Here is a 23,732-nt window from a genome sequence, read left to right as displayed (position 1 = left end):
GCGTCTCAGTCGATCGGCGTCGCGGGTTTGGGCAGCTTGCCGCCCAGCTCGATCACGATTTTGGCGTACCAGGCGCGGTTGGCGATGATCAGCGCGTTCCAGCGATCATAATCCTCGGGCGCGGGCAGCCGCTTGAGCGCGGCCTGATACGCGCGCGCGATCACCGTGCGGCGATTGGCGGCTTCGGCGGGCGTCCCAAGCCGCGCGCGAAACAGCGTCACTGCCTCGCCGAAGCTGATGCCGTCGGCGACCCGGCGAAAGCCGCCGGGGCCGCGCGCGATGTCGTCCGCGGTCGTCTTGGCGGCAGAAGGCGTGAGATTGCCGCCGTACACGACGCGGTAGGCCGCACGGATGGCCTCCAGGCTCGCCGCGTCATGCCCCGGCCGGTGCGTCGTGAGGTCGAAGGCCGCGGCCGGTGGAGCTGCGACCGCGACCGCCAGCGGCATGGCGCAAGCGGCAACGATGATCCTGACAAGACCCGGCATGGCTGCTCTCCCCCCTTGCAGACGTCGACATCGGTCGTCGCCGTCAGCTTAGGCTGCGCGAGCCGGGCCGGCAACGCCTCACACCGCCGCCAGTGCCTGGTCGAAATCGGCGATCAGATCGTCGGCGTCCTCGACCCCGATTGAGATGCGCACCAGATTATCGGTGATGCCGAGCGCCTGTTTGCGCGCTTCAGGCACCGACAGATGCGTCATCCCTGCCGGGTGACTCGCGAGCGTTTCGGTCCCGCCGAGCGACACCGCGAGCTTGGCGATCTTGAGCGCGTCGAGGAACGCGAAGCTCTCCGCCTCGCCGCCTTTCAGGAACAGCGAGAAGGTACTGCCAGCACCAGTGCAGTGGCGGCGATAGATGTCGGCCTGCCGCTCTTCGCCCGGCGTCGATTCGAGGAAGCCGAGATAGCCGACGCGCTCGACCTTGGGGTGGTGGCGCAGGAATTCGCAGACCTTGACCGCATTCTCGCCCGCGCGGCTCATCCGCAACTCGAGCGTCTCGAGGCTGCGCAGCAACATCCAGGCGGTATTGGGGTCAGTGATCGTGCCGATCGTGTTGCGCATCAGCCGGATCGTGTTGATGTGCGCCTTCGACCCCAGCACGCCGCCCGCGACCAGATCCGAATGGCCACCCGCATATTTGGTGAGGCTGTAGACGACCAGATCGGCGCCATGCTTGAGCGGCTGGTGCCACAGCGGCCCGAGGAACGTGTTGTCGATCGCGATCGGCGGCTTGTCGTCGCTGTTCGTCCAGATCGCGTCACGCGCCGCCGCCACGGCTTCGACATCGACCAGCGCGTTGGTCGGGTTGGCGGGGCTTTCGAGGTAGATCAGCGCGACGCGACCGGTCGCGGCCTTGGCCAGCACCGTGTCGATTTCCTGCCGCGTGGCCCCGGCCGGAAAGTCGAGGAAATGGACGCCGAAGCGCCCGAGCACGCGCGCGATCAGCGTTTCGGTCGCGGCATAAAGCGGGCCCGAATGGACAATCGTGTCGCCGGGCTTGACCATCGACAGGAACAGCGTCGCAATTGCCGACATGCCCGAGCTGAAGGTCAGCGCGTCCTCGGCCTCTTCCCAGATGCCGAGCCGGTCTTCGAGGATTTCCTGATTGGGCCCGTTGAAGCGCGAATAGACGAGGCCCTCGGCGCCGCCCGGGCGCTTGCCGGTCACGCCTTCGAAATGGCGCTTGCCGGCAGCGGCATTGGGGAACACGAAAGTCGAGGTCAGGAAGATCGGCGGCTTGAGCGATCCTTCCGACAACACCGGGTCATAGCCATGGCCCATCATCAACGTGGAGGGCTTCAGCTTGCGCCCGCCGATCTGGTCGATGTCGGCCTTGGGGCGGCGGCGGTGCTCGACCCCGGTCAGGGTGGCTTCGGTTTCGTCGGTCATGAAAAGCGCTCCTTGGGGAGGGATAGCGCGCTTCTAGCGAGCGGAGGGCGGCGGCGATAGCTTGGAGCCAATTTTATGCGGTGCCGGCCCGCTCCCCCGAAATGCGCCTCCGGCGCATTTTTAAACAAACTCCTGGCCGAGGCCGATCAGCGAAATCTGCCGACCATAATCGCTTTCGCCGCGATGCGTTGCACGCCGGAAGCTGAAGAAGCGTGCCGGATCGCCATAGGTGTCGAGCCCGGTCAGCTCGACTCGCTCGACTCCGGCGGCCGCCAGCCGTGCGGCGACATAGGCCGCGAGATCGAATTGCTGATGGCCCGATCGCCCGGGCGTGAAGAAGCGTTCGTTTGCCGGATCATGCTCCTCGAAGCGGCGGGCAAAGCCATCGTCGACTTCGTAGCTCACGCGCGCGATGCACGGGCCAACCGCGGCGGCGATACGGTCCGCGCGTGCGCCGAGCGCGACCATCGCCGCGACGGTGCGATCGGTGACGCCGGCGAGCGCGCCTTTCCACCCGGCATGCGCCGCGCCAATGACTCCGGCCTCGGCATCGGCGAGCAGCACCGGCGCGCAGTCGGCGGTGAGAATCCCGAGCAGCAATCCGGGGCGATCGGTGACCATCGCATCGCCGCGCGGGCGCTCCTCGAAATCGATCGGCGCGACCACCGTGACGACTTCTGCCGAATGGACCTGGAACAGCGTCACCAGCGCCGCCTCTGGCAGCACGGCAGCGGCGGCGCGCGCGCGATTCTCGGCGATCGCGGCACCTTCGTCGTCGGACCCGGTGCCGACGTTGAGCCCTTCGTGCACCCCGGTCGATACGCCGCCGCGCCGCCCGAGAAAGCCATGCGGCACGCCGTCCAGCGCCGCCGTGCGAATCACCTCGACGTCGGTCACAGCATCAACTGCATGATGAGATCGCGATCGATCTGATTGCCGGTGGGGAATGCATAATCACCGATATGGACGAAGCCGTACCGATCGTAAAAGGCTTTCGCGCGGTGATTTTCTTCCCACACCGTCAGCACCAGCGCACTGGCGCCCGATCGGCGCGCCGTCGCGATCGTCCAGTCCATCAATGCCTGCGCCACGCCGCGCCCGTGCCAGGGCCGCGCGACATAGAGCTGGCTGAGCTGCTGCGCTCCGGGGGCAATCGCCGGATCGTCGAGCCATAATGGCGAGAGCTTGGCGAACCCCGCAATCGCCGTTTCGCTGCACGCCAGCCGGATTTGATGCGCCGGATCGGCCAGCGAGGCGATCAGCCGACCCTGCGGCCCAAAGGCTTCTGCCACATAGAGCGCGATGTCGTCGGCACTGGCCGAATGGCCGAACGTCTCCAGCCAGATTTGCCGGGCCATCGTATCGAGCGCGGGTCCGTCCGCTGGCGTCGCATTGCGATAGTCGATCATGCAAACCCCGCCGGTTGTGGCCAGCCGCGCGCGGTGACGGCCAGCGCCTTGAACAGATCGCCCATCTGGTCGGGCGCGACCAGCCGGTCGCGATCGGGCGCGACCGTCGGTCCCAACGCGGCCGCGCGCGCATCGATGCCGAGCGTGGTCAGCAGCGCGCCTTGCGTTACCGGACCGAACGGCACCGCGCCCGCGCTGGCCGCCGCCGCCGCGAGCGTCGCGAAGTCGACATGCGCGGTCAGATCCTGCTCGCCAGGGCGTTCGAACGGATTGGCAAAGCCATGCGCGCGCACGGCCTGCAACGTCTCGCCGATTGCGGGGCCCGCATAACCATAATCGATCGTCAGCATCGCCCCGCCCTGCCGGGCGATTCGCCCGGCGACATCGCGCATGATCGCCACCGACGCCGGCGAGGTCTCGATCACTGATCCCGGCGGCGCCTCGGCAAGCTCAGGCGGGATGATTGTATCGGGCACGCGGCCCCCGGCGATCGGCAGGAACAGCAGATCCTGGCACGCCACCAGCCGCTCGTGCCAGCCCTCGCGACTGCGGACGAGCTGGCGAATTGGCAGCGCATCGAAGAATTCATTGGCGACGACGATCAGCGCGACGTCGCTGGGCAGGGTTGTGGTGTCATCGTGCCACGTCGCGCCCGCCAGCCGTTCGCCCTGGGCGGCGCGCAGCACCGGGCTGGTCTCGACGAGATGCACCGGCGGTGTCAGGCCCGCCTTCGCCATCACCCGCAGCGCATCGACCGCAAGCGTGCCGCGCCCCGGCCCCAGCTCGGCATAGGCGACCGCTGGCCGCCCCGCGCGGTCCCACAGGTCGGTGGCCCAGGCACCGATCAGCTCGCCGAACATCTGGCTGATCTCGGGCGCGGTCGTGAAATCGCCGCCCGCGCCCAGCGGATCGCGGCTCGCATAATAATGCGCATTTGCCGCGGCCATGAACTGCGCGATCGGAATTGGCCCCGCGAGCGTGATCGCGCGCGCCAGCCGTTCGGCCAATAATGGTTCCGGCAGTGGCGCCTCGCTCACGTCAGGCAACGCTCTCCGTGCCCGCCACGCTTTCGATCCGGTTGCGGCGATGCTTGGCGGTCAGAATCAGATAGGCACCGCCGACGATCATCGGCACGCACAGCCATTGGCCCATGTGAATGCCGGTCGCCTCGATGAAAGTGCCGCGGAACTGTGCATCGGGTTCGCGGAAATATTCGACGAAGAACCGCGCCACGCCATAGCCGCCGACGAAAATGCCGACGAGGCGGCCCGGTTCGTACCGCGCCTTGGTCCGCCAGAACGCCCACCACAGCACGACAAACAGCAGCAATCCTTCGAGTGCTGCCTCGTAAAGCTGGCTCGGATGCCGCGCGAGCGGCCCCGCATGCGGGAAAATGATTGCCCAAGGGAGATCAGCAGGCTTGCCCCATAGCTCGCCGTTGACGAAATTGGCGAGCCGACCGAAAAACAGCCCGAACGGCACCGTGCAGGCGACATAGTCGTGCACCCGCAGCCAATCGAGCTTGTTGCTGCGCGCAAACAGGATGATACCGATCGAGGTACCGATCGTGCCGCCATGGAACGACATGCCGCCATCCCACAGCCGCAGGATGCGCAGCGGCTCCAGAAACATCTCGGGTGCGTAGAAAAGCACATAGCCGAGCCGCCCGCCGAGGATGACGCCCAGCGTCGCATAGAACACTAGATCATCGGCATGGCGCCGCGCCATCGGTGCGCCGGGCTGCGCGATCAGCTTCAGAAGATACCACCAGCCGACGATGATGCCGGTGATATAGGCAATCGAATACCATTTCAGGCTGAACCACCCGATCGTGAAGATCGACGGATTCAATCCCAATTGCTCGAAACGGATATGCTGGCCGGTATCGGCAGCGGCAGTGACTAAAGACAGGATCAAGGCTTTTCCCCGAGCTTTGACGCCTCCATAAGGGGGCAAGGGTCGAAGACCAAGGGGAGAGACGCATGCCGAGTGAGTTGGACCAGCGTATCGATGCCACAGTGGCCGGGCTGACCGGGCCGGGCGGGCCAATGCCATTGACGACAGTGACACGCGACGGGCTGGACTATCCCGCAATCGCCGTCGCACCGCCCGCGCTCCCTTATTATTTCGCGCATTTCTGCAACGAACATGCCGACAAGACCTTTCTGGTCGCCGGTGACGAGCGACTGACCTTTGCCGAGGTTCACGCCGCAGCAGGGGAGGTGGCGCGCTCGCTGGTCGACGGTTTCCATGTCGCGCGCGGCGACCGCGTCGGCATCGCGATGCGCAACTCGCCGTCGTGGATCGTGCTGTACATGGGCATATTGATGGCGGGCGGCGTCGCCACCCTGCTCAATGGCTGGTGGCAGACCGGCGAGCTGGCCGATGCGATTGCCGAGGTCGACTGCAAGCTGGTCTTCGCCGACGCCCCGCGCGCGCAGCGGCTCGACGAAGCCACCGGGCTCGACGCCGAGATCGTGCCGATCGACGATCGGCTTGCGCTTGCCCAGGCGCTGGCGCCGGTCACCGGGCGCGGTGGCACGCCGGACACTGCGCTGCCGATGCTGATGGGCGAGGACAATGCGACGATCCTGTTCACCAGCGGCTCGACCGGCCAGTCGAAGGGCGCGCTCAGCGATCACCGCGCGATCACGCAGGCCGTGTTCAACTATCTCGCCAGCGCGCTGACGATGCTCGCGCTCGCGACGCAGGACGGCACGCCGCCGCCCGCGCAGCACGCGACCTTGCTCAACGTGCCGCTGTTCCATGTCACCGCCGAAGTGCCCGTCTTCCTCCAGAGCTTCGCGATGGGGCGCAAGCTCGTGCTGATGCCCAAATGGGATGCCGAGGAAGCGATGCGGCTGATCGAAAAGGAGCGTGTCAGCTATTTCGTCGGCGTGCCGCTGATGAGCTTCGAGATCCTCACGCACCCCAACCGTCCGAAATACGACCTGTCGAGCTGCACCGATTTCGCCGCCGGCGGCGCGCCGCGCCCGGTCGAGCATGTCCGCCGCCTTGCCGAGGAAATGGGCGGCGCCAAGCCATTGCTCGGCTATGGCCTGACCGAGACCAACGGCGTCGGCTGCGGCAATTTCCGCGAAAACTACCTCGCCAAGCCCAATTCAACCGGCCGCGCTTCGCCCCCGCTCGTCGAACTCGCCATTCTCGACGCGAAGGAACAGCCCGTGCCGGCGGGCGAACGCGGCGAAGTCGCGATCCGCTCGATCTGCAACTTCAAGGAATATTACAACCGTCCCGAGGCAACGCGCGATGCCTTTACCGAGGATCGCTTCTTCCTGACCGGCGACATCGGCTATCTCGACGAGGACGGCTATCTGTTCATCGTCGATCGCAAGAAGGACATCATCATCCGCGGCGGCGAGAATATTTCCTGCCAGGAAGTCGAGGCGGCGATCTATGAAAACGCCTGCGTCGCCGAAGTCGCGGTGTTCGGCCTGCCCGACGAACGCTTCGGCGAAGTGCCCGGCGCGGTCGTCCATGTCCGCCCCGGCGCAGTGCTCGATGCCGAGGCGCTGACCGAATTTCTCAGCGCCCGGATCGCCGCATTCAAAGTGCCGCGGATGATCTGGTTGTCGGATACACCGCTGCCCCGACTCGGCACCGAAAAGATCGACAAGGTGACGATCCGCGCCACCTATCGCGCGCGCTATGCCGAGGAAGCACGGACCGCGTGACGCTGGCGCTGCCGCCGGTCGGGCCCTAGAGGTCGCTCTATGGCATTGGGCGTGAGTATCGACAGGCGTCGCCTGCTGATCGGCGGGGGCGCCGGGCTGGGTCTGCTCGTCGCCTGGAGCGTCTGGCCACGCCACTATGCGCCCAATTTGACCGCTGCCCAAGGCGAGACGATCATGGGCGCGTGGCTCAAGATCGGCGCCGATGGTCATGTCGCCGTCGCCATTCCGCAGACCGAACACGGTCAGGGCGTCTACACCGCGCTGCCACAGATCCTGGCCGATGAGCTTGGCGCCGACTGGCGCACCGTGTCGGTCGAGCCGGCACCGCTCAACCCGCTCTACGCCAATCCACTCGGCGCCGAGGAAATGTTGGAAGGTGTCTTCGCCGGCCTGCCGCCTGAACTGACACGCGGCTATGCGACGCGGATCACGCTGATGCTGACGGCAGGGTCGAGCTCGGTCCGCGCGTTCGAGCGCGACTTGCGCCGCGCCGGGGCGGTCGCCCGCGTCCTGCTGTGCCAGGCGGCCGCCGCTCGCTGGGGAGTCGACTGGCGCACATGCAACACTGCCAATGGCTTCGTCATCCACGGCAAGGACCGGCTGCGCTTCGGCCCGCTCGCGGCTGAAGCCGCGGCGTTCGACCCGCCCGATCCGCTGCCGCTGCGCACCGGCGATGCCGGGCGGCTGACCGGCCAGTCGCTGCCCCGGCTCGACGTGCCTGCCAAGGTTGACGGCTCGGCCAGTTTCGCAGGCGACATCCGCTTGCCCGACATGGTCTATGCCGCGATCCGTCAGGCGCCCGGCGATAGCGGCCGAGTGAAGGGATTCGATCGCAAGCGCGCCGATGGCGTGCGTGGGCTGGTCGATGTCATTGCGACCGACCGCTGGGTCGCGGCCGTCGCCAGCAGCTGGTGGAGCGCGAATCAGGCGCTCGACCTGATGAAGCCGCAGTTCGAAACAAGCGGCCCACGCGCTTCGACCGCCAGCATCGACAAGGCGCTGATGGCGGCACTCAACGGCCCCGGCGAGCGGATGGCATCACGCGGCGACCTGCGATCGGTGTTCAAGGGCGCGCGGGTGGTGACCGCCGATTACCGCGTCGGGCTCGCGGTTCATGCGTCGATGGAGACAATGACCGCGACTGCACGCTTTGCGCGTGGCCAGCTCGATCTGTGGATGCCGACGCTGGCGCCGGCCCGCGCGCGTGCGACCGCTGCCGCCGCGATCGGCCTGGCCGAGAGCGCTGTCGTCCTGCACCCGACGATGGCAGGCGGCTCGTTCGGCGCCAATCTGGAACATGAAGTCGCCGCGCAAGCCGCGGTTATCGCACAAAAGCTGAAGCGCCCGGTGCAGTTGATCTGGTCGCGGCGCGAGGATCTGGCGCATGACCGCTATCGCCCGCCCGCTGCTGCGCGCCTCACCGCGCGGGTCGGGCTCAACGGCAGCATCATGGGCTGGCTGACCAAGATCGCCGCCCCCGCGACGGGGCGCGAGATCGCCGCCCGGCTGTTCGCGGGCGAAACCGGGGTTCAGGCGGCCCTCGGCCTGCACGGCGTCGGCGATCCCTATGCGGTGGCAGGCGCGCTGCCCTTCTACCGATTCCCCAGCTTCGCGATCGATCATCACCCGGTCGATATCGGCGTGCCGACCGGACATTGGCGTTCAGGAGCGCACAGCTACACCGCCTTCTTCACCGAATGCTTCCTCGACGAACTGGCGCATGTCGCGGGCACCGAGCCGCTGTCGTTCCGCGTCGCGATCGCTGGCGAGCCGCGCCTGGTGCGCTGCCTGTCGACGGCGGCAGCGCTTGGCGGCTGGGAAGGCGGCGTGGCGGGCAGCGGCCAGGGCATTGCCTGCCATTCGTTTCGCGGCAGCCACATCGCGGTGCTGGCGGAGGCGCATTTCGATGCCGGACGGCCGCGGATCGACCGGCTGGTCGCCGCGGTCGATTGCGGGCGTCAGATCAATCCCGATCTGGTGCTGCAACAGATCGAAGGCGGCCTGTTGTTCGGCATGGCAGCGGCGCTGGGCGGCGCGACCGGTTTGCGCGATGGCCGGGCGACTGTGCACCATATGGGGCAACTCAACCTGCCGCTGCTGGCCGATGCGCCCGACATTACCGTCGAGCTGATTCGCAGCGAGGCCGAACCCGGCGGCGTCAGCGAACTGGCGGTGCCACCGGTCGCGCCGGCAATTGCCAATGCGCTTCAGGCTGCTGCGGGCTTTCGCTTGCGCGCATTGCCGTTTACGGCGCCGTTATGAGCCGCCCTGCCGACCATCCGCCTGTCAAGCCGCGCAGAATCGGGGTGATGCTGACCAATCTCGGCACGCCCGATGGCCCCGACACCAAATCGGTCAAGAATTACCTGCGCGAATTCCTGTCTGATCGCCGCGTGGTCGAGCTGCCGGCGATCATCTGGCAGCCGGTGCTGCGCGGGATCATCCTCAACACCCGCCCGCAGAAATCGGCCGAGGCCTATCGCGCGGTCTGGTCCGACGACGGCTCGCCGCTCGCCGCCAATACCAAGCGTCAGGCGGCGGCGCTGAAGGATGCGTTCGGCCCCGACGTGATCGTCGACTGGGCGATGCGCTATGGCAATCCGTCGATCGAAACCGTGATGACGCGGCTGCACGACGCCGGCTGCGACCGCATCCTGCTGGCGCCGCTTTACCCGCAATATTGCGCGGCGACGACGGCGACCGCCAACGACAAGGCGTTCGAACTGCTGCGCGCGATGCGCTGGCAACCCGCCTTGCGCACACTGCCGCCCTATTATGACGATCCGGTCCATATCGAAGCGCTGCGCGCATCGATTGCCGAGGGGCTCGCGCGTCTCGATTTCGAGCCCGATGCGCTCGTCGTCAGTTTCCACGGCATGCCCGCGCGCACGCTCGCGCTTGGCGACCCCTATCACTGCCAGTGCCAGAAGACGGCGCGGCTGCTGGGCGAAGCCCTTGGCCGCGAAGTGACCGTGACTTTCCAGTCGCGCTTCGGCCCGGCGATCTGGCTCGAACCCGCGACTGATGCGACGCTGGAAGCCATGCCGGGCAAGGGGATAAGGAAAGTCGTCGTCGTCGCCCCGGGATTTTCGTCCGACTGTCTGGAGACGCTCGAGGAAATCGCGATTCGCGGCCGCGAGCAATTCGAGGAAGCAGGCGGGACGCACTTCGCCTATCTGCCCTGCCTTAACGATTCGCCGATCGGCATCGACATGCTGCGCACCTTGCTTGCACGCGAGCTTGAAGGTTGGCGCGCCGCAGACTAGCCTTTCCCCAACGAAGAAGAGGAGAGGTTTATGGCACGCGTTGCGATTGTCACCGGCGGCACACGGGGTATCGGCGAGGCCATCAGCCTTGGCCTGAAGGAGCAGGGCGTCACCGTCGCTGCCAATTACGCAGGCAATGACGAGCGCGCACGCGCCTTCACCGAACGCACCGGCATCAAGGCATACAAGTGGGATGTCGCCGATTATGACGCGTGCCAGGCGGGCGCGGCGCAGGTTGCCGAAGAACTCGGCCCGGTCGACATCCTGATCAACAACGCCGGCATCACCCGCGACGGCACCATCCTGAAGCTGACCTATCAGGCGTGGAAGGAAGTCATCGACACCAATTTGGGCGGCTGCTTCAACATGGCCAAGGCGGTGTTCCCGGGCATGCGCGAGCGCAAATGGGGCCGCATCGTCAACATCGGCTCGATCAACGGCCAGGCCGGGCAATATGGTCAGGTCAACTATGCTGCCGCCAAATCGGGCATCCACGGCTTCACCAAGGCGCTGGCGCAGGAAGGCGCCAAGTTCAATGTGACCGTCAATGCGATCGCGCCGGGCTATATCGACACCGACATGGTCGCTGCGGTGCCGGGCGAAGTGCTTGAGAAGATCGTCGCCAAGATCCCGGTCGGGCGGCTCGGTCAGGCCGAAGAAATCGCGCGCGCCGTGACGTTCCTGTGCTGCGACGGCGGCGCATTCATCACCGGCTCGACGCTCAGCATCAACGGCGGCCAGCATATGTACTGACGGGCGCAGGCCCGCGTGCCGCGGGCCGGTGCGCGGGCCAGCCCGCGCAGCGCCTGGCACGGCCGGCGGGTCGGGCGAAGTCCCGAACCCGGCCGACGGCGACACTTGTTCGACGCTGATGTCCAGCGCGTCGGCCTGTGCATATCCTAAAGCTTGGTCGTCATTCCCGCGAAGGCGGGAATCCATATTGGATGACGTGCGACAGCATTACGATGCTCAGCGCCTATGGATCCCCGCCTTCGCGGGGATGACGGGAGCGTCTCGAAAGAGCAGGCACTACGTAGCGTCCTTCGTTGAGGTCGCTTCGAGCAGACCACCCGCGCATCGACCATTTCTCGGCTTGGCACGAAGCGAACGGGGTGTGCATCACCCCCCAAACAACTAGGGGTGGGTTCCCTCCCGGAAACCCGCCCCCGCCCTCGATACGCTACGCGAGGGAAGATTTAGCGGCGGCAGCCGTCTTTGGCGATCGCATTGCCGGCGCCACCGACGATCGTGCCCGCCGCGCGGTCACCGCGGCCAGCGATGCCGTTGCCGAGCAACCCGCCGACGATCGCGCCGAGGATCGTGCCGGTGGTGGCGTCGCAGCGATTGCGCCGGTAATTGTTGCGGTAATCGTAACGGTAGTTCTGGCGGTAATCGCGCCGATCGTCCCAGCGGTTGTCGCGATAGTCGCGGTAGTCACGCCGATCGTAACCACGATCATCATAGCCGCGATAACCGTCATTCTGGTAATAGCCATCGCCACGATATTGCGCGGCTGCCGGTGCGACCGGAACAAGTGCCGAGGCCGACAGGGCAATCGCGACACTGGCGAGCGTGAACTTCTTCATCATCGCTGTCTCCATTTCAACTCTTCGGACCCTGGCAACATTGCCGTCGTTCGATGATGACGATTTAGCTGAACGCTTTTGATCGCAGCCTGAATGCGATCGTTATCGCGCGTTCAGGCAATCTTGCCCCTTTCATGCGGCGCGGGGGCTTCTATGAGCGTGCCGATGCGCCTTTGGCACTCGATCCTGCTAGCCTATCTGTTCGTGCCGTCGTGGACCGGAGCGCCACGCGGTGATGTGCCTGATCCCCGCATCCCCTTCCGGCTCGAACCGGCCGCCTTGTTTCCCGATGCGCCCGCGCGGCAGCGGCTTGGCGCGCTGACCTTCCTGCGCGGCTTCCGCTTCGTCAGCGGCGATTCGGCATTCGGCGGATTTTCATCGCTCGCGACCGACGGCGAGCGCTTCACGCTCCTCAACGACGGCGGCCAAGGCATCCGCTTCACGCTTGATGCGGCGGGCCAGTTGCATGCGCCAAGCGTCTTCACGCTCCCCGACGGCCCCGGCAGCGGCTGGGAAAAAAGCGATCGCGATTCCGAATCGATGGCAGTCGATCCCGCGACCGGCAAAATCTGGGTCGCATTCGAAACCAGCAACCAGATCTGGCGCTATGCCCGCCGATTCGCGCGTGCCGAGGCATTGAGCGCCCCCCGCGCGATGCGTAGCTGGCCCGAAAATCGCGGCGCCGAAGCGATGATGCGCCTGCGCGACGGGCGTTTCGTGCTGATCGACGAATCGGAAAACTGGCCCGGCAAGCCGGGGGTGGGCGGCATCGTTTTCGCGGGCGACCCGGTGCGCGATCCGCAGCGCGGCTTTCGCTTCAGCTATGTCGCACCTGCAGGCTTTCGCCCGACCGATATCGCCGAGCTGCCCGACGGTCGCTGGATCGCGGTCAACCGCCGATTCGCCGCATCGACAGGCTTCATCGCCTGCATCACGATCATCGATCCGCGTTCCCTGAAGCCCGACGGCATTGTGCAGGGTCAGGAAATCGCCCGTTTCGCACCGCCAGCGCAGCACGATAATTTCGAAGGAATCGCGGTCGTCCGCAGCGGCAGCGAGACGCGGCTGTGGATCATATCGGACGACAATCAGATGCGCCCGTGGCAGCAGAGCCTGCTGCTCGAATTCCGGCTGGACGACACGGCCGCGAGCGGGGCACCGCCCCGCCCGCCCCGGGCATCATCGCCTTAAGCGGCGGGCTGCAGCTTCTTCTTGATCTGGCGCTTCAGGCGGCGCGCGCGCAGCGACAGTTCATCGTCACCGGCCTTGACCAGCCAGTTGTCGAGCCCGCCGACATGCTCGACCGACCGCAGCCCGTGCGTCGAAACGCGCAGCCGCACGCTGGTGCCGAGCGCGTCGGAAATCAGCGTGACATTCTGCAGGTTCGGCAGAAAAGTGCGCTTGGTCTTGTTATTGGCGTGGGAAACATTGTGACCCACTTGCCGACCCTTGCCGGTCAGCTCGCAAATGCGCGACATCGCTATGATTCCTGAAAACACGTGAGCGTGGAAAGCGCGGGCCGATAGCGTGCGGCGCCCGATCCGTCAACCTGTTCCGGCGGAAAGCCGTGCAACCCCCGCCCTGGCCGCGCGTTGTTACGCACGTGATTTGATGGCTGACGGGAGACGATGATGCGATTTCTGCTCGGATTGGTTGGCATTGCTGCCCTGCTGTTCCTCGGTGCCTGGGCGCTGGGGCTGGTGACGCTCAACCAGACGCAAGTCGCCCGCGCCCCCGAAGTGAAGCTCGAAGGCGGACAGGCGCCGGGCTTTGCCGTCAATGTCGCGACGGTCGAGCTCGGCACGGAAAATACGACCGTTGCCGTCCCCACCGTGCGCACCGAGAATCGCACCATCGCCGTGCCGACCGTGCGCGTCAAAAAGCCGGCCGACGCCAACCAGACCGAACCCGCAAACTGAGCGTCACGGCTGGCGCTCCGCAAGGGCGACGCGCATAAGCGGGCAATGTTCCCGCTGCCCGAACCAATGCGCGAAGCCCTTGCCGCCGCCATGGAGGCGGCCGATGCCGGGGAAGTGCCCGTCGGTGCAGTCATCACGCGCGGCGGGCGCATCATCGCGCGCGCTGCCAATGCCCCGCGCCGCCTGAACGATCCGACCGCGCATGCCGAGCTGCTCGCAATCCGCGCCGCCGCCGCGCTGCTCGACCGCGACCGGCTCGACGGCTGTGACCTGTGGGTGACGCTGGAGCCCTGCGCGATGTGCGCCGGCGCCATCGCGCATGCCCGCATCGACCGCATCTATTACGGCGCCGATGACCCCAAGGGCGGCGCGGTCGTGCACGGCCCGCGCTTCTTCACTCAGCCGACCTGCCACCACCACCCGGAAATCTATCCCCATATCGGCGAACGTGATTCGGCCGACCTGCTGCGCGCTTTCTTCGCGGCGCGTCGCTGAACAATCGCAGCGGTTGTCGCGCACGCCGAAAAGCGGCAAAGGACGGGTCGGGCCATGCAACCTTTTCCCTGGATCGATGTCGCGATCATTTTCGCACTGGTGCTCGTCAACGGCATCTTCGCGATGTCGGAGCTGGCGATCGTCTCGGCGCGTCGCGCCCGGCTGGAGGCCATGGCGCGCGCCAAGGTGCGCGGTGCCAGCACTGCGCTGGCGCTCGCCGCTGATCCCGGCAAGCTGCTGTCGACCAGCCAGATCGGCATCACCCTGATCGGCATCATGGCCGGCGCCTATTCGGGCGCGAGCCTGGGCGGGCCAGTGAGCGAGCGGCTGCTCTGGCTCGGCATGGGCAGCGATCTGGCGGACACGCTCGGGTTCGGGTTGGTGATCAGCCTAACCACCTATGCCTCGCTGGTGATCGGCGAGCTCGTCCCCAAGCAGATTGCACTCCAACGGCCCGAAGCGATCGCGGTCATAGCCGCGGCGCCGATGCAATGGCTGGCGCGTGTCGCCGCACCGCTGGTCTGGCTGCTCGATTCGTCGAGCGCGTTCCTGTTCTGGCTGCTGCGGTTGCGGCGCGCGAGCGACGACAATGTCACTGCCGAAGAACTCCACATGATCGTCGCCGAAGCGAGCAAATCGGGGATCATCGAGGAGCATGAGCGCTCGATTATTTCAGGCGTGGTCCGGCTTGCCGACCGACCGGTACGCGAAGTGATGACGCCGCGCACCGACATCGAATGGATCGACGCGACACTGGATGAAGACGGCATTCGCGCCGCGCTGATGGCGGCAGGGCACAGCCGCTTGCCGGTCGCCGAAGGATCGGTCGATGCCGTCATCGGCGTCGTCCAGGCGCGCGACATCGCGCAGGCGCTGTTTCGCGGCGAGCCGATCGACTTGCGCACGCTGATGCGCCAGGCGCCCGTCGTGCTCGACCAGATCGACGCGATGGACGCGCTCGATGCCCTGCGCGCGGCCGAAGTGCCGATGGCGCTGATCCACGACGAATATGGCCATTTCGAAGGCATTGTGACGCCCGCCAATCTGCTCGCGGCGATTGCGGGCGAATTCGCGTCGGACACCGACCCCGATGTCGAGCCGTCGGTGGTCGAGCGGGACGACGGGTCGCTGCTGGTCGCAGGGCAGATGGCGGCGGACGCGCTCGCCGAACGACTTGGAATCACGCTGCCCGAGGACCGCGATTACGCAACCGTCGCCGGGCTCGCGCTCAGCGTGTTCCGCCACTTGCCGGGTGAAGGTGAGCATTTCACCGAACAGGGCTGGAAGTTCGAAGTCGTCGACCTCGACGGGCGCCGGATCGACAAGCTGCTTGTCAGCCTTGCGGGCAGCCATCCAGCGGCGGGCTAGCCTCAGCCGCCGAGCTTGCCGAACCCGGCTTCGAACGCCGCAATATCGCCCGCCGCCAGCAGCTTCGCCTGCTCGACCCAGCGATCGCGCGCCAGCCGCCCCGCGAGCGGCCCAAGCCGTGCATCGAGCGCTTCGGCCTGCGCCGGGTCGAGCGCGGCCAGACCGCCAATGCTCGTGATGCCCTGCTCGGCGAGCGCGGCGGCCGCGCGCGGCCCGAGCCCCTTGAGCGTCGTCAGCGGCAGTGACTCGCTCGACTCGACCGTGGCAGGCGCTGTTGCCTGAACCTCGGGCACCGCAACCGGCGCGAGCGGGATCGGCGATGGTTCGGGGGGCAAATCGATCGCGGCGGGCGTATCGCTGGTCGCTTCATCCGCGACCTCGGCATCGCGAATGGCGTGCTCGTGTCGCTCCGAATCGGCGATCGACGCTGCTTTGGCGCGACGCCGCATCGTTCCCCAAAGGATCGCGAGTATCGTGACGACCGCGCCGATCGCGATCAGCACCAGCGTCCCGATGTTTAGCGGCATGAAGTTGATCGCGGCGTTGGTGTTCATGCCCCTCGCTCCCTGCGCGCCAGTTCGCGCCAGCCAATGTCCTTGCGGTAGAAACCGCTCGGAAAGTCGATTTGCTCCACCGCAAGATAGGCGTTCGCCTGCGCCTCGGCGATAGTGTCGCCGAGCGCCGTCACCGCGAGCACGCGCCCGCCTGCCGCCTGCAAGTCGCCGTCGCGCCGCCGCGTGCCTGCCTGAAAGACGACGGCACCCTGTGCCTCGGCCGCTGCGATTCCGCCGATCGCGCCGCCGAGTTCGGGCGTCCCTGGGTAACCACTCGCGGCCATCACTACCGTCAGCGCCACACGCTCGCAAAAGATCGGCGGCGCGGCGGCGGCGAGCTGCCTGTGCGCCGTTGCCAGCATCAGCGCGAGCAAATCGCTTTCCAGCCGCATCATCAGCACCTGGCATTCGGGATCGCCGAAGCGCGCGTTATATTCGATCAGCTTCGGCCCCTCGGCGGTCAGCATCAGCCCGGCATAGAGGATGCCCGAAAAGGGCGTGCCCTCGGCTTGCATCGCCGCAAGCGTAGGGGCGACGATCTCCTCGATCGCGCGGCGTTCGAGCGCAGGTGTCAGCACCGCGGTCGGGCTGTACGCTCCCATGCCGCCGGTATTCGGCCCGGTGTCGCCATCGCCGACACGCTTGTGATCCTGCGCCGAGCCAAACGGGACGAGCGTGGTGCCGTCGGTCAGGATGAACAGGCTGGCTTCCTCGCCCTCCAGAAATTCCTCGATCACCGCACTTCCCGGTCCGTCGAAGATCGCCGCCAGCGCCGCCTCCGCTTCGGCGCGGGTAGCCGCCACGGTCACGCCCTTGCCCGCCGCGAGCCCGTCGGCCTTGATCACCACTGGCAAGCCGAAGCCGTCGAGCGCGACCAGCCCATCCGCGCGCGACCCCACCGACACGAAGCGCGCGGTCGGAATGCCGGCGCGCGCGCACAGCCGCTTGGTAAAGCCCTTCGATCCTTCGAGCTGCGCCGCGGCGGCACTCGGCCCGAACACCGCGATACCCGCCGCGCGCAGGCTGTCGGCGAGCCCCGCCACCAGCGGCGCTTCGGGGCCGATCACCACCAGCCCGATCGCCGCTTCATCGCAAAAGCCGCGCACCGCAGCGTGGTCACTCACGTCGAGCGCGACGCAGTCGGCATGCCGGGCTATCCCCGGATTGCCGGGTGCGGCATAGAGCCGCGCGAGTTGTGGCGATTGCGCCAGCTTCCACGCCAGCGCATGCTCGCGCCCGCCCGATCCGATCAGCAGGACGTTCATGAATACCCCTTTTCCCGATCCAAGCGCTGGCACTGCCCGGCTGGTAGCCGAGACCCCGCGCGGCGACAACGCGGCGCCGCTCAGCGTCTCCGAACTGTCGCAAGCCCTGAAGCGCACGGTCGAGAGCGAATTCGGCCATGTCCGGCTGCGCGGCGAAATTTCAGGGTATAAGCGCGTTGCATCGGGCCATGCCTATCTCGCGCTGAAGGATGACGCCGCCGTGATCGACGGCGTCATCTGGAAAGGCAGTTTCGGCGGTATCGCCTTTGCACCGCAGGACGGAATCGAAGTGATCGCGACCGGACGGCTGACGACCTACCCCGGGCGCTCCAAATACCAGATCGTGATCGAGCGGCTGGAGCTGGCGGGCGAAGGCGCGCTGATGGCGCTGCTCGAAAAGCTGAAGGCAAAGCTTGCCGGCGAAGGACTGTTCGATGCCGAGCGCAAACGCCCGCTGCCCTTCCTGCCGCGGACGATCGGCATCGTCACCTCGCCGACCGGCGCGGTGATCCGCGACATTCTCCACCGGCTTGCCGATCGCTTCCCGAGCCACGTCATCCTGTGGCCGGTCGCGGTGCAGGGCGAAGGCGCGGCGGCGCAAGTGGCGCGCGCCATCGCCGGGTTCGACGCGCTGCCGACCGGCGGGGCGATCGCGCGGCCCGACCTGATCATCGTCGCGCGCGGTGGCGGCTCGATCGAGGATTTGTGGGCGTTCAACGAGGAAGTCGTGGTCCGCGCGATTGCCGCCTGTTCGATTCCGATCATTTCGGCGGTCGGGCATGAGACCGACACCAGCCTTGCCGATTACGCCGCCGACCGGCGCGCGCCGACGCCGACCGCCGCCGCCGAATATGCGGTCCCCGTGCGCGCCGACCTGATCGCTGCCGTCGCCAGCCTTGCCGCGCGCACCGAACGCTGCGCGCGCCGCTATCACGAGCGCGGCCGCGAGCGGCTCGACGCGCTTGCCCGGCTGTTGCCGAAGCGCGACGCGCTGCTCGGACCACAGCGGCAGAAGGCCGATGATCTCGGCGCGCGGCTCGACCGGGCGCTCACCGCGCGCATTGCCCGCGCTCGCATGCCGCTCGACCGCGCGAGCGCCGTGCTGCGCCCCGCCATGCTCGAACGTCAGCTGAGCGTCGCCCGCGACCGGCTGGCGCGGACCGAGCGGCTGCTGGCGGCGGTCAATCCCGACGCGCTGCTGCAAAAGGGCTATGTCCGCGTCTCGACGCGCAGTGGTACGCTGGTCGCGAGCGCGGCGGCCGCCCGGGCAGCGGGCACGGTGACGCTGCATTTCGGCGACGGAAGCGTCGATGCGCGGCTTGAGCGGACGGGCGCCAAGCCCTATGACAAGGCCAAGCCCGACCAGCCTATCCTGCTTTAGCCGCCGCCCGGCTTGCGGCCTTTGGTGACACGACCCCATGCTTGTTTCGAACAGCAACCGCACTGCCCGCCTGCATTACATGGCCAATGGCTTTCGCGTGCTGTCGCCGGGCGACCATGTGTTATGCGCGGTCACGGGCGAGCGGATCGCGCTCGACACGCTGCGCTACTGGAGCGTCGCGCGTCAGGAAGCCTATGCCACGGCGCATGCGGCAATGACGGCGATGGTCGGATGAGCAGCGGGCGGGCCCAATGACCCGGCCGGCAGCAGCTCGCGGATCAACGCGGATCCGGATGACGTTCGGCTTCGGCCTGATCTTGTTGCAGGGAAGTTGCCTTGTTCCGGCAGTCGGGCGGTCGCCCGCCGCCGCGCCTGCGCCAGCGAATCCGCCTGCCGAGGCTGCGCCCACAACGGCCGCGGGCGCCGATTTCAAGCTCAACGGGCCGATGATCCAGGGCGGCCTGATCCTCGGCCAGGCGCCGCGCGCGACCACCGGCCTGACGCTCGACGGTGAAGCGATCCCGATGGACCCGGCCGGCCGCTTCCTGATCGCTTTCGATCGCGACGCCAAGCCGACCGCGCGGCTCGTCGCCACGCTGGCCGACGGTCGCCGTATTGAGCGTGCGCTGACCATTGCGCCGCGCGCGTGGAACATTTCGCGGCTGTCGACCTTGCCCAAATATCCGGTGCCCGAAGCCGAGTTCGAACGCGTGCGCCCGGCCGAGCTCGCGCAGATCAACGCCGCCCGCGCGATCGTCACCGATGCCGCAGGCTGGGACCGCGGCTTTTCCTGGCCAGCGGTCGGCCGCATTTCGACGCTGTTCGGATCGCAGCGCATCTATGCCAATGGCGAAGCGGGCAGCTATCATTCGGGGATCGACATTGCCCTGCCACAGGGGACGCCGGTCTATGCTCCGGCCGACGGCGTCGTTATCTTTGCCGCCGATCATCCCTTCACGCTCGAAGGCAATCTGCTGATGATCGATCATGGGATGGGCCTCAACAGTGCCTATCTGCATCTGTCACGGATCGACGTGCATGTCGGCGAACACATCCGGCGCGGCGAGATGATCGGCGCCATCGGGATGACGGGCCGCGCGACCGGGCCGCACTTGCACTGGAGCCTGAAGTGGCGCGACCGGCGCATCGATCCACTGCTTGCCGCCGGACCAATGCCAGCAAGAAACGGACAATAACATAGGTTATTTACCTAAGTTAAAGTGCCTATTTTTGCAAAAACCCAATAATTATTTATCTGAATTGTTACGCTAGCGTCCCCTGTTGCGTAGATGCGATAGCCGCCGGAATAAAAGTATAATCTTCAGCTCGCCGACATTTACAGTGGGCGCCTTTTCCCTATTCCAGTGATTATCGACACATGCCGCAGAGCATGATGTTGCGGTTCGTTAACGAACAAACTTATTCTTACGAGAGGGGCCCTCTATGTTTAGCATGCGTAACGATAGTTTCCGGAATGGTCTGCGCGGCGGCATCGCGCCGGCGGCACTATTGCTGTCGATGGTCGCCACCCCTGCCTTCGCCCAAACGGCGCCCGCGCCGAATGCGCCACAAGCCGGCGACCAGGGAGCCGACAACGACCAGGGCACTGAAGTCGTCGTCACCGGCACCCTGCTGCGCGGTGAAAAGACGCCGACGCCGACGACGATCGTCACGTCGGCGGAGCTCGACCGCCGTGGTCTCACCACGACGCAGGACGCAATCCAGCAGCTGTCGGCAAATAGCGGCCCGGCGCTGACCAACAGCTTTACCGCCAACGGCGCGTTCGCCGCCGGTGCATCGGCAGTGTCGCTGCGCGGCCTGTCGACCAACTCGACGCTGGTCCTGTTCGATGGTCTGCGCGCCGCTTATTATCCGCTCGCCGACGATGGTTCGCGCAACTTCGTCGATCTGAACACCATTCCCGACGACATCGTCGACCGCATCGAAGTGGTTCGCGACGGCGCGTCGTCGCTCTATGGTGCCGACGCGATCGCGGGCGTGGTCAACATCATCACCAAGAAGCAGTTTCGCGGGCTTCAGGCGCGCGGCTCGACCGGCATTTCGCAGCGGGGATCGGGCGCCGAATATCGCGCCAGCCTGACCGCCGGTTTCGGCGACCTGAAGAGCCAGGGCTTCAACGCCTATATCAGCGGCTTCTATTACCAGAGCACCCTGGTCAAGAATTCGGAAGTTGCCCGTCCCTACAGCACCGACGACCACCGCGACCTGATCCTGGGCGGCGAGGCGGACGGCAACTTCACCGTCAACGGCCGCGACGCCAACGGCATTCTGCGCAACGTCAGCCTGACCGGCGGTAGCTTTTCGGTCCGCCCCTATGATGCGACCAACACCACGCCGCTGGGCAATTCACAGCTGCTGAACCCGACGTGCGCCGTCGGCACCCTTACGGTGCTGACCCCGGAAGATCGCGCGGCTTCGCCTGGTAACGCGACGGCACCCGATGCCGTCTGCAACGTCGATCGTACCAATGCCTATGGCGTGATCGCGCCGAACATCCAGCGGTTCGGCGTGTCGGGTCGCGTCACCGCGCGCGTCAACGACACGACCGAGGCCTATGCCGAAGTCAATTTCGTCCAGAACAAGTCGAGCTACACCGGTTTCCCGGCGACCTTCGTCGGCACCGCGAACACGGGCATCTTCTTCCCGCAATTCTCGACGTCGAGCACGGCGGGTCGCGCGGCCGGTTCGGTGATCCTGGCGCTGCCGGTGTTCGTCTGCCCCGAACGCGTCAACTGCGCCACCTCGCCCAACCGTCGCCTCAACCCGAACAACCCGTTCGCGGCTCAGGGTCAGGTTGCGCGCCTGAACGGCTTGGACCTTACGCAGACGACGTCGAACGAAACGCTCAATCGCACTTATCGCATTGCGCTCGGCGTCAATGGCAACATCACCGACACCGTGGCATTCGATGTCGGGGCAGTCGCGATGCACGCCGACCTGCGCCAGCGCACCGATGGCTATAACTATATCCAGCGCCTGCTCGATGTGGTGGCCGACGGCACCTATAACTTCGTCAATCCCTCGGCGACGCCGCAGTCGGTGATCGATTATCTGACGCCAGTGAACATCACCAACGCGACGTCGGACCAGTATCAGGTGCAGGGGTCGCTCACCGGCTCGTTCGTCGATCTGCCGGGCGGGAAGCTGAAAGTCGCGGTCGGTGGCTCGATCCGTTATGAAGCCGTCGATGCGCCGAGCGCCAACAGCGACGAGAATGGCCCGTCGCAGCGCTACTTCACGCTCAACGCCTTTGGCACGCGGGGCAACCGCACGGTCTACTCGGCCTTTGGCGAAATCAACGCGCCGATCTTCAGCCTGCTGACGGTCAACGCTTCGGGTCGCTACGACAGCTATTCGAGCGGCCAGTCAGCCTTCTCGCCCAAGGTCGCCGCGCTGTTCACGCCGTTCCGCCAGCTCACCATCCGCGGCAGCTGGTCGCGCGGCTTCCGCATCCCGTCGTTCGGCGAAGCCAATGCGCTGCCGACCACCGGGTTCGTGACCAACAACGCATCGCTGTTCAACAACACCTATCTCGCGCAATACGGTTGCACGACCGACACCTTCAACACCTGCCCTGCGTACATCCGCAACGGCTCCTACGGCCAGACCACGCTGGCCAGCCCGAATCTGCAACCGGAAAAGTCGCGCAGCTTCAACGTCGGCTTCGATTTCACGCCGATCCGCAATGTCACGATCTCGCTCGATTATTACAACATCCGCAAAACGGGCGTGATTACGCAGCCGAGCAATTCCCCGGCACTGACGGCCTATTACACCGGCCAGGCAATCCCGGCGGGATACACGGTCATCGCCGACGCGCCTGACCCGAACTTCCCGAATGCAACGCCGCGGGTCGCATTCGTGCAATCGCAGCTGATCAACGCCACCAGCTATCAGACCGACGGTCTGGATCTGACCGTCAGCACCAGGTTCAACGTGTTGGGTGTCACCTGGCGGTCGTTGTTCGACGCGTCGTACATCCTGCGGCTCGAGCAGGTCTTCCCCGACGGCACGCGCGAGCGTTACGACGGCACGCTCGGCAACTTCAATCTGACCGCCGGCAGCGGCACCTCGAAACTGCGCGGGACGTGGCAGAACACGTTCGAATTCGGCAAGGATTTCGCGGTGACCGGCACCGCCAACTATTATGGCGGCTACAATCTGTCGGCGCAGGATCAGGGCACCGGCTACCGGGATTGTGGCCTGTCGCCGTTCGCAAATTACTGCGACGTCAGCGCGTTCGTGACGTTCGATCTGAACGCGACGGTCAACGTCAATGATCGCTTTACCTTCGCGATCACTGCGCTGAACCTGTTCGATGCCAAGCCGCCGATCGATCCGGTGACCTATGGCGCCAATTATTACAATGCGGTCCAGGGTGGCGGCTCGGGCAGCGCCGGCATCCTCGGCCGCTACTTCAAGGCAAGCGTCACGACCAAATTCTGATCGTCGACCGGCGCGTGGTTTGACGGGGTGGCCATTCGAACCGAATGGCCACCCTTTCTTTTTCGTTCGATGCGTTGTGCGCGCTCGCTGGGCGACATTGAGAAAATACAATCTGAACATAAAGTCGCGCCACGATCCGGCGGCGAAGCAAAAACGACGACCCCGCAAATTTATAGTTGTTTTTTAGCCAGTTAGGCAACTTTATAAGTCGTACTGCCAGTGCCGTGAGCGATAGTAATAGTTCGCGACATAAAGTTGCGCTGACGAAATGGGTTCTTCCCGCCAGCGCGGCCCTTCATTACACCTGTGGCGATCGACGGGATGTCTCCAACGGACGGGGACTCACGCCGCGGCACGTCCATAAGGACGGCCATGGGATCAACACACTAGACCCCACTATTCATGAGGCCACCGCTCTGGGTTCGTCCGAGCATGATTTGT

General features: G+C 66.0%; 22 protein-coding genes. 12 read left to right on the top strand and 10 right to left on the bottom strand.

Translation table 11 applies throughout. The features are described 5' to 3' along the window. Window positions 1–5 precede the first annotated feature (5 nt). The 6 genes from AX672_RS01885 to lgt form a co-directional block, all read right to left on the bottom strand. Window positions 6–485: a hypothetical protein gene (locus AX672_RS01885; RefSeq protein ID WP_168727288.1), complete on the bottom strand. Its 480-nt coding sequence runs from the start codon at window positions 483–485 to the stop codon at window positions 6–8. 78 nt (window positions 486–563) lie between these two features. After that, window positions 564–1,886, bottom strand: a complete 1,323-nt coding sequence (locus AX672_RS01880) for a cystathionine gamma-synthase family protein (protein ID WP_066647339.1) — start codon at window positions 1,884–1,886, stop codon at window positions 564–566. A gap of 120 nt (window positions 1,887–2,006) precedes the next feature. Further along, the gene (gene pgeF, locus AX672_RS01875) at window positions 2,007–2,783 is read right to left on the bottom strand and encodes a peptidoglycan editing factor PgeF (protein ID WP_066647337.1); all 777 of its coding nucleotides are present in this window, start codon (window positions 2,781–2,783) and stop codon (window positions 2,007–2,009) included. Continuing rightward, the gene (locus AX672_RS01870) at window positions 2,780–3,295 is read right to left on the bottom strand and encodes a GNAT family N-acetyltransferase (protein ID WP_066647335.1); all 516 of its coding nucleotides are present in this window, start codon (window positions 3,293–3,295) and stop codon (window positions 2,780–2,782) included. The genes pgeF and AX672_RS01870 overlap by 4 nt, the downstream gene beginning before the upstream one ends. Next, window positions 3,292–4,332, bottom strand: coding sequence for a class I SAM-dependent methyltransferase (locus AX672_RS01865; protein ID WP_443026226.1), 1,041 nt, complete (start codon window positions 4,330–4,332; stop codon window positions 3,292–3,294). Before AX672_RS01865 ends, AX672_RS01870 begins: the two co-directional genes overlap by 4 nt. A 1-nt stretch (window position 4,333) precedes the next feature. Further along, window positions 4,334–5,212 (bottom strand): prolipoprotein diacylglyceryl transferase, encoded by an 879-nt coding sequence (gene lgt, locus AX672_RS01860; protein ID WP_066647330.1) that lies wholly within the window; start codon window positions 5,210–5,212, stop codon window positions 4,334–4,336. Window positions 5,213–5,277: 65 nt separating this feature from the next. On the opposite strand from lgt, the gene AX672_RS01855 reads away from it, so the two are divergent. Genes AX672_RS01855 through phbB form a run of 4 tightly spaced genes read left to right on the top strand, consistent with a single transcriptional unit; the run spans window position 5,278 to window position 11,009 of the window. Further along, a complete protein-coding gene (locus AX672_RS01855) occupies window positions 5,278–6,990 on the top strand; it encodes a class I adenylate-forming enzyme family protein (protein ID WP_066647322.1) in 1,713 nt (570 codons plus the stop codon). Window positions 6,991–7,041: 51 nt separating this feature from the next. Beyond that, window positions 7,042–9,252: a xanthine dehydrogenase family protein molybdopterin-binding subunit gene (locus AX672_RS01850; protein WP_231731119.1), complete on the top strand. Its 2,211-nt coding sequence runs from the start codon at window positions 7,042–7,044 to the stop codon at window positions 9,250–9,252. Continuing rightward, window positions 9,249–10,256 carry a ferrochelatase gene (gene hemH / locus AX672_RS01845; RefSeq protein WP_066647317.1) on the top strand — a complete coding sequence of 336 codons (1,008 nt, stop codon included), beginning with the start codon at window positions 9,249–9,251 and terminating at the stop codon, window positions 10,254–10,256. The genes AX672_RS01850 and hemH overlap by 4 nt, the downstream gene beginning before the upstream one ends. 30 nt (window positions 10,257–10,286) lie before the next feature. Then, window positions 10,287–11,009 carry an acetoacetyl-CoA reductase gene (phbB, locus tag AX672_RS01840; protein ID WP_066647315.1) on the top strand — a complete coding sequence of 241 codons (723 nt, stop codon included), beginning with the start codon at window positions 10,287–10,289 and terminating at the stop codon, window positions 11,007–11,009. Between the two features lie 443 nt (window positions 11,010–11,452). Here the strand turns inward: phbB and AX672_RS01835 are convergent, their stop codons facing one another. Then, on the bottom strand, window positions 11,453–11,845 hold the full coding sequence (locus AX672_RS01835) for a hypothetical protein (RefSeq protein ID WP_066647382.1): 393 nt from the start codon (window positions 11,843–11,845) through the stop codon (window positions 11,453–11,455). Window positions 11,846–12,007: 162 nt separating this feature from the next. Here AX672_RS01835 and AX672_RS01830 point away from each other — a divergent pair, with 162 nt between their 5' ends. Then, window positions 12,008–13,033 (top strand): esterase-like activity of phytase family protein, encoded by a 1,026-nt coding sequence (locus tag AX672_RS01830; protein ID WP_066647379.1) that lies wholly within the window; start codon window positions 12,008–12,010, stop codon window positions 13,031–13,033. Here AX672_RS01830 and rpmB read toward each other — a convergent pair. Next, on the bottom strand, window positions 13,030–13,320 hold the full coding sequence (rpmB, locus tag AX672_RS01825) for a 50S ribosomal protein L28 (RefSeq protein ID WP_066647313.1): 291 nt from the start codon (window positions 13,318–13,320) through the stop codon (window positions 13,030–13,032). The genes AX672_RS01830 and rpmB overlap by 4 nt on opposite strands. Before the next feature lie 153 nt (window positions 13,321–13,473). Here rpmB and AX672_RS01820 point away from each other — a divergent pair, with 153 nt between their 5' ends. From AX672_RS01820 to AX672_RS01810, 3 genes are read left to right on the top strand one after another with little or no spacing between them, the layout of a single operon-like run. Then, the gene (locus AX672_RS01820) at window positions 13,474–13,761 is read left to right on the top strand and encodes a hypothetical protein (RefSeq protein ID WP_066647377.1); all 288 of its coding nucleotides are present in this window, start codon (window positions 13,474–13,476) and stop codon (window positions 13,759–13,761) included. Between the two features lie 45 nt (window positions 13,762–13,806). Further along, a complete protein-coding gene (locus AX672_RS01815; RefSeq protein WP_231731118.1) occupies window positions 13,807–14,256 on the top strand; it encodes a nucleoside deaminase in 450 nt (149 codons plus the stop codon). Between the two features lie 54 nt (window positions 14,257–14,310). Beyond that, window positions 14,311–15,624 carry a hemolysin family protein gene (locus AX672_RS01810; RefSeq protein WP_066647308.1) on the top strand — a complete coding sequence of 438 codons (1,314 nt, stop codon included), beginning with the start codon at window positions 14,311–14,313 and terminating at the stop codon, window positions 15,622–15,624. 2 nt (window positions 15,625–15,626) lie between these two features. On the opposite strand, the gene AX672_RS01805 is transcribed toward AX672_RS01810, so the two are convergent. After that, window positions 15,627–16,178, bottom strand: a complete 552-nt coding sequence (locus AX672_RS01805) for a hypothetical protein (protein WP_066647306.1) — start codon at window positions 16,176–16,178, stop codon at window positions 15,627–15,629. After that, complete coding sequence (purD, locus tag AX672_RS01800; protein WP_066647304.1) at window positions 16,175–17,443, bottom strand: phosphoribosylamine--glycine ligase; 1,269 nt, start codon at window positions 17,441–17,443, stop codon at window positions 16,175–16,177. The genes AX672_RS01805 and purD overlap by 4 nt, the downstream gene beginning before the upstream one ends. Here purD and xseA point away from each other — a divergent pair. The 4 genes from xseA (at window position 17,442) to AX672_RS01780 (ending at window position 23,291) form a co-directional block, all read left to right on the top strand. Continuing rightward, complete coding sequence (gene xseA, locus AX672_RS01795) at window positions 17,442–18,824, top strand: exodeoxyribonuclease VII large subunit (RefSeq protein WP_066647302.1); 1,383 nt, start codon at window positions 17,442–17,444, stop codon at window positions 18,822–18,824. The genes purD and xseA overlap by 2 nt on opposite strands. A 37-nt stretch (window positions 18,825–18,861) precedes the next feature. Beyond that, window positions 18,862–19,059, top strand: coding sequence for a DUF2093 domain-containing protein (locus AX672_RS01790; protein ID WP_066647299.1), 198 nt, complete (start codon window positions 18,862–18,864; stop codon window positions 19,057–19,059). 16 nt (window positions 19,060–19,075) lie between these two features. Continuing rightward, window positions 19,076–20,020 (top strand): M23 family metallopeptidase, encoded by a 945-nt coding sequence (locus AX672_RS01785; RefSeq protein WP_231731117.1) that lies wholly within the window; start codon window positions 19,076–19,078, stop codon window positions 20,018–20,020. 247 nt (window positions 20,021–20,267) lie between these two features. Beyond that, entirely contained in the window at window positions 20,268–23,291 is a 3,024-nt protein-coding gene (locus AX672_RS01780; RefSeq protein WP_231731116.1) for a TonB-dependent receptor domain-containing protein, read from the top strand. Window positions 23,292–23,732 lie beyond the last annotated feature (441 nt).

It is taken from the genome of Sphingomonas sp. CCH10-B3, from assembly GCF_001556185.1.
Lineage (GTDB): Bacteria > Pseudomonadota > Alphaproteobacteria > Sphingomonadales > Sphingomonadaceae > Sphingomonas > Sphingomonas aquatica.
Note: the sequence above shows the minus strand (reverse complement) of the source record. Positions and strands in the feature narration are given on the sequence as shown.

Excerpts from the sequence above, each read along its gene's own strand:
- AX672_RS01885 (WP_168727288.1), bottom strand. The coding sequence starts at position 485 with ATGCCGGGTCTTGTCAGGATCATCGTTGCCGCTTGCGCCATGCCGCTG.
- AX672_RS01880 (WP_066647339.1), bottom strand. The coding sequence starts at position 1,886 with ATGACCGACGAAACCGAAGCCACCCTGACCGGGGTCGAGCACCGCCGC.
- AX672_RS01870 (WP_066647335.1), bottom strand. The coding sequence starts at position 3,295 with ATGATCGACTATCGCAATGCGACGCCAGCGGACGGACCCGCGCTCGAT.
- AX672_RS01855 (WP_066647322.1), top strand. The coding sequence starts at position 5,278 with ATGCCGAGTGAGTTGGACCAGCGTATCGATGCCACAGTGGCCGGGCTG.
- hemH (WP_066647317.1), top strand. The coding sequence starts at position 9,249 with ATGAGCCGCCCTGCCGACCATCCGCCTGTCAAGCCGCGCAGAATCGGG.
- phbB (WP_066647315.1), top strand. The coding sequence starts at position 10,287 with ATGGCACGCGTTGCGATTGTCACCGGCGGCACACGGGGTATCGGCGAG.
- AX672_RS01835 (WP_066647382.1), bottom strand. The coding sequence starts at position 11,845 with ATGATGAAGAAGTTCACGCTCGCCAGTGTCGCGATTGCCCTGTCGGCC.
- AX672_RS01830 (WP_066647379.1), top strand. The coding sequence starts at position 12,008 with ATGCGCCTTTGGCACTCGATCCTGCTAGCCTATCTGTTCGTGCCGTCG.
- rpmB (WP_066647313.1), bottom strand. The coding sequence starts at position 13,320 with ATGTCGCGCATTTGCGAGCTGACCGGCAAGGGTCGGCAAGTGGGTCAC.
- AX672_RS01820 (WP_066647377.1), top strand. The coding sequence starts at position 13,474 with ATGCGATTTCTGCTCGGATTGGTTGGCATTGCTGCCCTGCTGTTCCTC.
- AX672_RS01815 (WP_231731118.1), top strand. The coding sequence starts at position 13,807 with ATGTTCCCGCTGCCCGAACCAATGCGCGAAGCCCTTGCCGCCGCCATG.
- AX672_RS01810 (WP_066647308.1), top strand. The coding sequence starts at position 14,311 with ATGCAACCTTTTCCCTGGATCGATGTCGCGATCATTTTCGCACTGGTG.
- AX672_RS01805 (WP_066647306.1), bottom strand. The coding sequence starts at position 16,178 with ATGAACACCAACGCCGCGATCAACTTCATGCCGCTAAACATCGGGACG.
- xseA (WP_066647302.1), top strand. The coding sequence starts at position 17,442 with ATGAATACCCCTTTTCCCGATCCAAGCGCTGGCACTGCCCGGCTGGTA.
- purD (WP_066647304.1), bottom strand. The coding sequence starts at position 17,443 with ATGAACGTCCTGCTGATCGGATCGGGCGGGCGCGAGCATGCGCTGGCG.
- AX672_RS01790 (WP_066647299.1), top strand. The coding sequence starts at position 18,862 with ATGCTTGTTTCGAACAGCAACCGCACTGCCCGCCTGCATTACATGGCC.
- AX672_RS01785 (WP_231731117.1), top strand. The coding sequence starts at position 19,076 with ATGACCCGGCCGGCAGCAGCTCGCGGATCAACGCGGATCCGGATGACG.
- AX672_RS01780 (WP_231731116.1), top strand. The coding sequence starts at position 20,268 with ATGTTTAGCATGCGTAACGATAGTTTCCGGAATGGTCTGCGCGGCGGC.